Origin of the sequence: Pseudobutyrivibrio sp., assembly GCF_015057185.1 — a bacterium.
Lineage (GTDB): Bacteria > Bacillota > Clostridia > Lachnospirales > Lachnospiraceae > Pseudobutyrivibrio.
Map to the genome: position 1 here is coordinate 72,297 of NZ_SVEV01000005.1, position 10,948 is coordinate 83,244.

At 38.8% G+C, this 10,948-nt stretch carries 8 protein-coding genes and 2 tRNA genes; all 10 read right to left on the reverse strand.

Annotated features, from left to right (window positions below; all coding sequences use genetic code 11):
* Positions 1-12: 12 nt before the first annotated feature.
* Positions 13-1,518 (reverse strand): ABC transporter substrate-binding protein/permease, encoded by a 1,506-nt coding sequence (locus E7276_RS03500; protein ID WP_294213789.1) that lies wholly within the window; start codon positions 1,516-1,518, stop codon positions 13-15.
* Between the two features lie 108 nt (positions 1,519-1,626).
* The gene (locus E7276_RS03505) at positions 1,627-2,310 is read right to left on the reverse strand and encodes a sce7726 family protein (RefSeq protein WP_294213792.1); all 684 of its coding nucleotides are present in this window, start codon (positions 2,308-2,310) and stop codon (positions 1,627-1,629) included.
* 1 nt (position 2,311) lies between these two features.
* A complete protein-coding gene (locus E7276_RS03510; RefSeq protein WP_294213794.1) occupies positions 2,312-3,112 on the reverse strand; it encodes a hypothetical protein in 801 nt (266 codons plus the stop codon).
* Between the two features lie 4 nt (positions 3,113-3,116).
* Positions 3,117-3,503 carry a PH domain-containing protein gene (locus E7276_RS03515; RefSeq protein WP_294213795.1) on the reverse strand — a complete coding sequence of 129 codons (387 nt, stop codon included), beginning with the start codon at positions 3,501-3,503 and terminating at the stop codon, positions 3,117-3,119.
* Between the two features lie 276 nt (positions 3,504-3,779).
* Positions 3,780-3,853 (reverse strand) — tRNA-Met (locus E7276_RS03520).
* A gap of 53 nt (positions 3,854-3,906) precedes the next feature.
* Positions 3,907-3,979, reverse strand: a tRNA-Val gene (locus E7276_RS03525).
* Between the two features lie 154 nt (positions 3,980-4,133).
* Positions 4,134-4,820 (reverse strand): DNA alkylation repair protein, encoded by a 687-nt coding sequence (locus E7276_RS03530; protein ID WP_294213878.1) that lies wholly within the window; start codon positions 4,818-4,820, stop codon positions 4,134-4,136.
* Positions 4,821-4,837: 17 nt separating this feature from the next.
* Positions 4,838-7,267, reverse strand: coding sequence for a homocysteine S-methyltransferase family protein (locus E7276_RS03535; protein WP_294213796.1), 2,430 nt, complete (start codon positions 7,265-7,267; stop codon positions 4,838-4,840).
* 6 nt (positions 7,268-7,273) lie between these two features.
* Entirely contained in the window at positions 7,274-8,176 is a 903-nt protein-coding gene (locus E7276_RS03540) for a LysR family transcriptional regulator (protein ID WP_294213799.1), read from the reverse strand.
* Between the two features lie 130 nt (positions 8,177-8,306).
* On the reverse strand, positions 8,307-10,904 hold the full coding sequence (locus tag E7276_RS03545; protein WP_294213800.1) for a glycosyl hydrolase: 2,598 nt from the start codon (positions 10,902-10,904) through the stop codon (positions 8,307-8,309).
* Positions 10,905-10,948 lie beyond the last annotated feature (44 nt).

The following is a 10,948-nucleotide window of genomic DNA, read 5'->3' on the forward strand; positions in this document are numbered from 1 at the left end:
AATTCTCCTCTCCTATCGCTCGCTCTTTCTAAGATTCTTCTCCAACTTTCCAACTCCGAAATTCAAAACTTGTACAATAAGCAAGTAAATAAGAGCTACAGCAATAAGTGGTAAGAATGCCTCGTATGTAATACTACGAATAATATCGCCGCCACGAGTTAAATCCATAAGGCCAATGTAACCACAGATGGATGTTTCTTTTATAAGTGAAATAAACTCATTTCCAAGGGCTGGAAGTACATTTTTAATTGCCTGTGGCAAGATAATAGAAATCATTGTCTGCTTGTATGTAAGACCAAGGCTTCGTCCAGCTTCCATCTGACCGCCATCGATTGACATGATACCGCCACGCATGATTTCTGCAACGTAAGCACCTGAGTTGATAGCAAATGCAATGATTGCAACAAGCAGCTTAGGCACATTAACAGATTTAAACACAACGTAATAAATAATCAACAACTGTATCATCATTGGTGTTCCACGAATAATTGCAAGATACAGTTTGCAAATGCCATTTAAGAATGTAAGGCTACCTGTTCTGTCATGAGTAACACGTACCATTGCCACAACGAAACCGATAATCATACCAGCTAAAACAGCGCAAAGTGCAATAATAAGTGTATTAACAAGACCCTTTATTAAGTACTGATATCTATTGCCTTCAACAAAGTTTCTCTTTAAATTGTCAATAAATCCAATGCCTGTACCTGTCTTTGAAGGATCACGTGAAATAATTACCTGCTTAGATGTAGTATATGGATCAGAGAAATTGATAGACTTAAGACGCTCTTCAGTCATTGTCATTCCCGCAATACCAACATCCGCCTTGTGAGAATCTACTGCAGTGATAATGCTGTCAAACTCGATATCATCAATCTCAACCTCCATACCAAGCTTGTCACCAACAGCCTTGATGATATCCATATCGATACCAACTGCCTCATTTCCCTCGTAATACTCGTATGGTGGGAATGTAACATTTGTAGCAACTACTAATTTGCCATTGTTATACTCTGTTCCTTCTGGAGTAACATATGGGCAAGTTCCCTTTGTATCATCACCAATATAATTAGCAACAATCTGATCAACAACGCCCTCGTCCTTTAATTCCTGTAAAGCAGCGTTAACCTTCTTAGCTAATTCATCATTATCCTTAGCGATACAAATTGCATATTCCTCTAATGCAAAAGGCTCATCAAGGATTACCAAGGATTCCTCCCCCTTTGTAGTAGCTATAGCAGGCTGTTCGTCAACGATAACGCAATCAATTTTGCCCTGCTTTAAAGCCTGAACTGCATCAGTGATTTTGTTGTATCTCTCTATTGTGGTGCCCTCTTCGTCACCTTCGTAATCAGAAGCATAAATGTCTCCGATTGTTCCTAACTGAACACCAATTTTAGACCCCGGAAGGTCATCTACTGTTTTTACTACTTTGTCTGTGTTGTTAGAGTTTGTACTACCGCATCCGATTAACAAAGCGGCGGTTAAACTCATAAGCAATAGCGATAACTTTTTCATGTATATTTATTCCTCTTCCGCGTATTTTTATACATCATAGCATGATTATTATTCATTTTCAATAGAAAAAAAGAAAGTCCATTAAGAACTTTCAATTTAAATTAAACTTTATAGCTTTTTAGCATTTCTGCGAATACGACGAACACTAGTAGATTTTTTAGGTCCCTTGCGACGTGGTGTTTTAGCCTTCCTAAATTCTTTTATTTCTGCCAAAAGTGCCTCTTCATCTCTTTCGAATAAAATCTCACTTATGTAGGAATTCAGTGCAGTTTTATCTACATATTTTGCTTTTTCAGGATCAAGCTTGGTAAATTCTATAAGCCTTTTCCTAATGAAAGGTTTGCTTTGACTGCTATATTTAGGAAGTTCAAAATGATTAAGGACCAAAGAAAGCTCCGGTCTCCAAAGCAATTCTATTTTTCTTTCAAGCTTCATTTTAGAATTCAAAACAGGTGGTTTTAAATAGTAAAAATCCGGTTTGCCATCTACTTCATCAACAGTAATTACACCCCAATAATCAGGCACATGCTCTTCCACATGATTTGCGTGACTAGAGCCTACAACCACCAGGTTATAATCAAAGTATCTGTCGTAATCCTTTATTTGACCTTCTAGCCTAGTATAAGTGTCTGCATCTGATTTAATTTCAATGCCAAACAAGGCATTTGGAACAACCATAATAACATCCGCTCTGGATTTACCAATCATCTTTTCTTCAAAGATTCTGGTCTTACCGTAGGTTATTTCTAGAAAGTCAAACAAAGCCTCCCTAATATCTTTATCTTTTAACATTTTATAAATCAGCTATCTGGGATAGAATCTCATCCTTTGTATAATATTCATCTACTACTTCTGCTGTTCCGTAGTTGTAATAGGTTAAAAACTTTTCAGAAAAGGCTTCTTCGCTGCCAAGCTCCTCTCCGTTCCATGTCCATGAATTTACAATAACGTCACCATTCTCATCGAAGCTGTCTTCTGCCCAAGGATCAAGAGTTCCTTGTTCACCATATCCCAACTGAACCCACTGTCCATCGCGAATAGAGATAAGGTTAACATATTCAGCCCCAAGAACATATCCTGTGGCATTTAATACATTCTCTTCTGGAAGATATGTAAACGTGGTGCTGCCTGTACTGCTCACATTAACTGTGCCATCGTTCTTATTATAAGTAAGTAAATAAGCACCTATTACTTCATCATCTGTATTCATCAAAAGCTCTGGCACATCATCATTGTTCAAATAGATAAGTGCATATGAAAAATCATATTGCGGACTCTCTTTAATGAATTTATTTATGGTGCTCTTGTAAGCATCCTTCCAATCATCATAGGAAGTGCCATCTGAATTGCCATAAATTTCAGCATCAGCTAATGCAGCGGCAAATACCTCTGAATAATCCTCTTCTACTGTTTCTTCTTCCTGAGCTTCCTCTACAGGCTCTGTATCAGCTTCTTCAGTAGCTTCCTTCTCAACAGAAACCTCTGTATCTTCTTCCTTGGTTACTTCCTGATCATTTGATTCTGTAGAACCACATGCTACAAAGCTAGAACAAACCATAGTTGCAAGTACAATCGCAAGTAATTTCTTTTTCATATTTTTAGAAAACCTCTCCGTCATGCTCTTCATCAAAATCTGCATCATTGCCCATGTACTCACGACCAACAACTCTCTTTGCCTCGCGCTGCTGCTCTACCTGTACGGAAAGCATTTCCTTAACATTTGCAGAATTCTTGATATTTCTAATCTCGAATGTTCCAAGACTCTTGTCTGAGGATGACACAATAATAGAACCTACTCCGAATATTCTCTGTCCAAGACTTCTTCTAAGCTGCAAATCGAGAATGCGATACAAACGTACCTCATCCTGCTCTAGATTAAGAATGCCTCTCTCTACAAAAAGTCTGTCCTCACTCATGCTATATTTTGTAAAACTGATTGGTAAACCAAAATATCTTTTTCTATCCTGCCATAAAATATTAGCCATGATAACTCCTCCTCTTATATACAAATCTAGAATATAGTGTAGCATATTTAACGCCTTCACAAAAGAGTTGAGAGGGGGATTCGACTCTCGCCTGCCGGCTCGGTCGACTCGTGAGAGGGGATTCGAATTCTCGCCTGCCGGCTCGGTCGTCGCTAAACGGCGTCCACTGGACGCCAGCGACCTCGTCACCGCGGAACCCGCGTTGACTACGAATTCGAATCACACTCTAGATAGCAAAAAATAACTCCTAGGCATTGCCTAGGAGTTATTTTTTCGTAGCGAGAGGGGGATTCGAACCCTCGACACCGCGGGTATGAACCGCGTGCTCTAGCCAACTGAGCTATCTCGCCATATTCATGAAATTTTTATTTTTAAACCAAACAGCTATCATTAGACAACTGAATGGGACCTACAGGGCTCGAACCTGTGACCCCCTGCTTGTAAGGCAGATGCTCTCCCAGCTGAGCTAAGATCCCAGAGCTTTTAGCGTTTTGTTACCGCTTCAAGCGACTGTTAAAATATAACATTGAAAATAGGGATTGTCAACCAAATAATTAATATTCGCAATACTTTTTTTTATTTGTCCAATTGGCTGAAATCATATTGGGATAACAGAATATTCTTCTATACCTATTTGCGTTTCAATTCCCGTAAATAATCCTTTTGGCTATCAGAAATACGATAGCTCTCTATAGCCTTTTGGATAGTCTTGTTGTGGGTCCATACTGGCAGCACACCATTTTCTATGTAACCTATTGTGGCATCATATTGTTTTGCCAAGGCTGTCGCAAAATACCATGCTATTGCCATATTAATATAGTACTCTTCTGAGTGAATACCTGAGACCAATTTTAAATATTTGGCATCGAAATCCTCATCCAAATATTGTGACATTAAAGTAACAACTGCAAAGCGAACAGTATATGTGGCATCAGAATTAATCCAGTCATAAATATATGGCTCTAGTAATACTCTATTTTTCTTGAAGCACTTTGGTGACATTTGGTCACAGGTAGCCCAGTTATCAACGTATGGCAAAAATACCTCCAAGAGATTAATGCATTTGTCGAAATCTTTAATTTCAGAAATGATAAATGCATGTAACTGATTTTCATCAAAATATTCGTGTGGGAGAGACTCTAGGAAATCAGATATATCCAATCTTTTGGCATATTCCTTTGCTAATTTTCTAAGGACAGGTGTGCGCACTCCAATAGCTTTTTTGGCGTCAATATTTGGAGTGAGCTTGCTCTGAAAATCCCTATATTTTATATCTTGATTAGCAAATAAATCCTCTCGAATATCATCAATAATCATAGACTCGTCCCCCATTTTTATCCAAGGATATTTTGAACTAGCTTTACGCATCCTGCTGCATCCTCTGAATATCCATCCGCCCCAATCTCATCCTTAAAGGACTCGGTAATACAGGCCCCTCCGATGATGATTTTAGACTGGCAGCCTCTTTTTTTTGCCTCGGTAACCACATCAGCCATTTTCATCATAGTCGTGGTCATAAGTGCTGATAGGCCAATAATTTCTGCATTAACCTCCATAGCCTTATCTACAATTTCAGATGCAGGAATATCTTTACCTAAGTCAATTACATTATAACCATAATTCTTGAGCATGAGCGCACATAAATTTTTGCCAATGTCATGAATATCTCCCTCAACGGTAGCAATTACAACTGTAGCCTTTGGCTCCCCTGCTTCTGCTGTCAAAAGTGGCTCAATTATTTTCATGCCAAGCTCCATGGCATTAGCTCCAGCAATAAGCTGTGGTAAGAAGTATTTCTTTTTGTCGTAAAGCTCTCCTACTACATTAATGCCCTTTATCAAATGCTCTTCTATTATTATTTGAGGGTCCATGCCTTCATCCAAGGCCTTTTTCACCTCTGCTTCAATCTGAGCCTTTTTTCCTTTAATAACGCATTCAGCAATAGGTCCGATACCATCACAAGCAGATGAAACAGAAAGCCCTCCCCCTGTAGTAGCGACCTCCTTTGTTGCCGTAGGTGCTTTTGCCTCTACAACAGGAAGTGCTGAGTATTTTTCCAAGGCTCCTGGCTTGTTCATAAGTGTATCAGCGGCTGCTGCACAATACATTAGCATCTCCTGATTTGGATTAGCTATTGCCATAGTAAGTCCCTTGCTAACTGCAATAGTTAGGTAAGTGGTATTTACGAATTGGCGATTAGGCATACCAAAGGAAATATTTGATAATCCGCAGACTGTAGGAAGTCCTAATTCGTATTTACAATATTCGATTGTTTCAAAGCACTGTAATCCAGCAGAGCCTTCAGCGCCTACTGTTTGAACTAAAACATCAACAACAGCATTTTCTTTTTTAATACCAAGCTCTGCTGCCTTGCTAAGCACAGTATTAATATGCTGTTTTTTCTCATCCATATCCTTTGGAAGGCCTGCTCCTGATAATGGTAAAGTAATAAACATTGCACCGTACTTTTTAGCAAGCTTAAGCATTGGCTCCATTTTTTCTGTTTCGGCAGAAATAGAATTAATCAACGCTCTACCTGGATATATACGTAGTGCTGCCTCCATAACATCCACATGGCTAGTATCTATACATAATGGTAAATCCACTGAAGAGGTAACCTCATAGATGCTATCTACCATCATCTGTTTTTCATCTATGCCATTCATTCCCATATTTACATCTAGAATGCTAGCACCTTTTTCCTCTTGCTCTCTGGCAAAATCCACCACCATAGATAAAGAGCCATTGCGCAATGTCTCCTGGAACTTCTTTTTTCCAGTAGGATTAATGCGCTCGCCGATTACCATGAAATTGCCATCCAAATCGATCCATGTATTCATACGCTCAGAGGTGACTACTCTAAGAGGCTTTTCTTTAATCACATGCTGTTTTTTATTTCCTAGGCGACTAACGATAGCTTTAATATGCTCTGGTGTCGACCCACAGCATCCACCAAATAAAGATGCACCAGCCTCATAAAGCTTTTCACAGGCATCAGCAAATTCAGCTGGACCCATTTTGTATACTGTTTTACCATTTTCTAATTCAGGCAAACCAGCATTAGGCTTTACAATAATAGGCACATTAGCAACAGGCGCCATCTGCTTTACTAAGTCTAGCATTGCATCTGGACCAGTACTACAATTCATTCCCACACAATCTACTCCCATAGACTGTAATACAATCATGGCAGTCTCTGGTGCTGTACCATAAAGAGTCTTTCCATCTGGATTGTATGTAAGGGAAACAATAATAGGTAAATCGCAGGTTTCTTTTATGGCAAGAACTGCTGCACGGCATTCCTGTAAGCTCATCATTGTCTCAACAACAAACAAGTCTACACCCTCTTCCATAATGGCGCTAACCTGTTCCTTGTAGCAATCCACCAAATCCTCAAACATTAAATCTCCAAGAGGATATAATTGTTTTCCTGTCATGGAAATATCAGCCGCAACAAGTCCCTTCTCACCAGCCACCTGACGAGTGAGTCGTACCAGCTGTCTATTCATCTTAACTAGATTGTCTTCTAAGCCATATTCTGCAAGTTTTATTCGAGATGCTGTAAATGTAGGAGCAAGAACAATATCAGAACCTGCTTCATAGTATGCCTTTTGGAGCTCCTGGATAGCCCATGGATTGTCGATAATCCATTTTTCAGGGCACACCCCTGCAGGCATTCCTCGCTTTTGAAGCTCTGTACCTGTTGCGCCGTCAATAAAAACTATTCTGTCTTCTAGTAACTGTCGAAATTCTTGTCTAGTCATTAAACCTTACTCCTCAATTGCATGCCTAACAAAATCAATAAACGCCTGAGCCAACTTGCTAGGGGTATAGTTTGTATTTGTAACATAACCAAATTCAATCTGGCCCCCGTCGTTATATAGCTCAAATCCCGGCTTGTACTGCCTCTCATAATTATTAAAGGAAGCACCACTAAGATTAGCCAAATGGTTCTTTTCAAGCATATTGTGCATAATATAATCACTATTGGTAACCACTGAAATATCTCTGCGGATATCAATAGGTTTACCGTCCTTAGTATGCCAATTTCCAAGTCGAAGATACTCGTCATTTTCTGACTGTATAAACTTTAATCCCTCTAAATTATCTTGATACTCAGAATTCGTATATGCGATATCTTCTGGAGAAAGATAAACCATTCCATTTACCGCCTTAAGTTTTACAAATCTGAGGTTGTATTTATTAAGTAAATATTCAACCTGCGGCTTTGTATCTGGAAAAATATAGATAAAGCTAAGTTCATCCTCAGAATATCTAAGTCTTTCTAGCAAAACTGCAGTACTATCTGCATGAATATAATAGCAAGCATCCTCGTTCTTATGTTGCTCATAAAAATTAGAAAACACATTTGCTATCCATGAACTGTGAAGCATACCTATTCTAACAACATTACTATGTACATTTTCAGTTTCACTTTGAAGCTTATCAAACTCTACCACAAGACTACTTGCTCTATGATAGAAAACCTTACCCTTTTCAGTAAGAGTAATCCCCTTGCTAACTCTATTAAATAATGGATAATCCAACTCCGCCTCTAGAGCAGCAATCACCTTACTAACACTAGATTGAGTAGTATATAAAACATTAGCAGCATCACTAAAAGAACCAACATCTGCCGCTACAATAAAGTATTTTAATTGTTTAATTTCCATAAAGTATCCCCTCGCACTTTACTCTGCTAAAGATTTTACCATATAAATAAGAGCAGTCCAACAAGAACTGCTCTCAATTTAACTAATATAAAACTATCAATTATTCCAATACCAAGGCTCCGGATTCATTTTACTTATATAACTTCAATTGAACCTTGCCAAACATACCTGTAGGCTCAATGATAGTTCTCTCCTTGCCAAAGATTCCTGGCTTTGTGTTAGCGTCGCGTAGGGCTGTTGTAGATACTCTGATTTCAAGCCTGTTTTCCCCTAAAGCAAGCGCATTAGCTAAAATCTCAACTTCATAAGGAGGAACAATTTTTGTTGCTACTTCTTTGCCATTTACTACAACCGTCATACACTCAAATACATATTCTGCAGAGAATGTAACCTTAGATGGAAGCTCGTCTAAGATAAAGCTTGTATTGTAAATAGCCTCTCCCGAAAAATCTTTGTATACATTTGATACAGGCTGAAGTTTGAAATTCTTTTTTACCTTAGCTTCCTTAGAAGCAATCTGGTTAAGTTCTAAATCAAATGTATCGAGCTTGATACTGCCTGACTCAATTGACTTTGCTTTTTCTTCTACAGCGTCGTCTGGATTCGTAATTACGATAATTGACTGATATGGCTTGATTTCAACATGAAGCTTTCCGTTAGAAACAGCAACCTTTGTAGTAACATCAGCCATGGCATCATATAAGCCATAGGAATCAGCCTTTGGCAATGTAATATCTCCAGAAACTGTCTCAGCACATGAAACGTTAAATAAGAAGAAAATATCCTTTCCATTCTTCTGATAGTGATACCAACGAAGGTTTCTATCAGCCTTATTAAGCAAAACATCATCTGCAATGCCTGCTTTATTAAGTTCAGCTGAGAGTTCTGCAAGCTTAACTACTCTGCCTGCTTTAGCTAAACCAAGTAAAAGCTTGTCATCATCCTTTTCAGCAATACCCTTTGGTAACGCATTTACGAATAGTACATTAAGTTCCTTGTTTTCTACTATAAATCTAGCTGCAGTCTTTGAAATATACTCGCACTCTGGAATAATAAGAGCCTTCATAGTTCTCTCGTTTACGATTAGATTTTGACCCTCTGTCTTTGTGCCGTAATAATCCTTATCTATAAATACATCAGCTGGGACAAACTCAAAGTCTAACTGATGCGTCAAAAGCTCGCGGCTAATTTCATAGCCAAGCATTGTCTCGCCTGCCCAGTCAGATTCAGCTTCATATAAAACTGCAACCTGAGGTACATTTTTTCCACCGGAAAATAAATTGCAAAGTCTATCTGTATACTTCATCAACTGACAGAAATATTTAAACTGTGGGTTATTGCCTCTAGCATAGAAATGTGGTGGGCAATCATTGTCTGGATACTCAGCCATAGAAAAAGCGTGAGGGACAAAGTAGTTAACACCCTGTGCTACCTGGTAATCAACAATCCACTTCATATCACGAACACCAAGTCTCCAACCATATGCACCGAAGGTCTCGCACATCAAACGTCCCTTCTTTGCTGGATCAATGGCTGCTGCCGAAGACCCAAGCTTACCTACCTGATAGTGATAGAAATCAGGTGTCAAATCTGAGAAGCCTGTATGGCGTCTAGCAACATCATTTCCTGGCATGATTTGATATCCAATATTGTCGATACCAGCCATATCCTGTCCCTTGATTGCTCTAAAGAAATGTCCTGCTCCAGCACCAAGTCTCATATGGTTGTTGTAGTCCTCGAGGACATGTCCAATGTATTCAACACCATGCTCTCTACACCAATCTCCTAACTGGCAGCAGAAATTCTTTGAATATAACTTGGAAACAAAATCCATATATGCAACACGAAGCTGTCTGTATTCATCCTTTGTATCAACAGCAAATAAAAGTGGAAGCTTTACTAATAAATCTTCGCCAAATTTATCCTTTAGCATTTCCTCAAGCTCCTGACCCCAAGGAAGAGTAAAATGCTTTCCAATTTTTACATCCTCTCCAAAGCCTGGGCAGTTATAAAAGCCTGGTTCATCAGAAAAGAACCCAGCAATAACATTTCCAAATAAATCCTTATATTTCTCGTAGTGCTTTTCATATACCTCATCAATGAGAACTCTTACCGAATCCTTCTCGATGTAATTTACATACTCAAGATGATCACCAATATTTGTTGTTGTAAATGTCACGAAAATTCGCCAAACACCTGCAGGAACATCTGCTGTCAAATAGCCATCTACAACCTTATCTGTTAAATCAATGAACTCTCCTGTGACTTCATCCAAGTTATTAACCTTGTATGCTGTAACTGATTTGACAACTGTCTCATTATAAATCGGCTGTGGAATCTGCTTTCCAAAATCCATCCATGTAAACTGTCTTGTTGTAAGAAGATCAACATCTACTTGGGCTGCTGGCATTGGACCAACTACATCAACAAACTGTGTAAATAAAAATCTACGACACTTTTCTGGCTGCTTTTTCATTCCATCGTTTGCCATACCAGTTGGGAAGTGAGCGTCATCTAAAATCCAAATTGTCATGTCACGCTTTTTAGCCTCATCAATGACAATATCCACATCATGCCACCATTTATCTCCGGCAAATTCTGGATGTGGGCGAGCCTCAAGACAAACTGAATTGATACCAGCCTCTTTAATTTTCCCCATTTCTGTACGGATGATTTCTTCATCCTCTCCCCTCATCCATAAAAATGGAAAAATATGATTATCCTTCATAAATAAATCCTCCTGAAAAATTCCGATTTTTCATTAACATACAT

Excerpts from the sequence above, each read along its gene's own strand:
- E7276_RS03500 (WP_294213789.1), bottom strand. The coding sequence starts at position 1,518 with ATGAAAAAGTTATCGCTATTGCTTATGAGTTTAACCGCCGCTTTGTTA.
- E7276_RS03505 (WP_294213792.1), bottom strand. The coding sequence starts at position 2,310 with ATGTTAAAAGATAAAGATATTAGGGAGGCTTTGTTTGACTTTCTAGAA.
- E7276_RS03510 (WP_294213794.1), bottom strand. The coding sequence starts at position 3,112 with ATGAAAAAGAAATTACTTGCGATTGTACTTGCAACTATGGTTTGTTCT.
- E7276_RS03515 (WP_294213795.1), bottom strand. The coding sequence starts at position 3,503 with ATGGCTAATATTTTATGGCAGGATAGAAAAAGATATTTTGGTTTACCA.
- E7276_RS03530 (WP_294213878.1), bottom strand. The coding sequence starts at position 4,820 with ATGATTATTGATGATATTCGAGAGGATTTATTTGCTAATCAAGATATA.
- E7276_RS03535 (WP_294213796.1), bottom strand. The coding sequence starts at position 7,267 with ATGACTAGACAAGAATTTCGACAGTTACTAGAAGACAGAATAGTTTTT.
- E7276_RS03540 (WP_294213799.1), bottom strand. The coding sequence starts at position 8,176 with ATGGAAATTAAACAATTAAAATACTTTATTGTAGCGGCAGATGTTGGT.
- E7276_RS03545 (WP_294213800.1), bottom strand. The coding sequence starts at position 10,904 with ATGAAGGATAATCATATTTTTCCATTTTTATGGATGAGGGGAGAGGAT.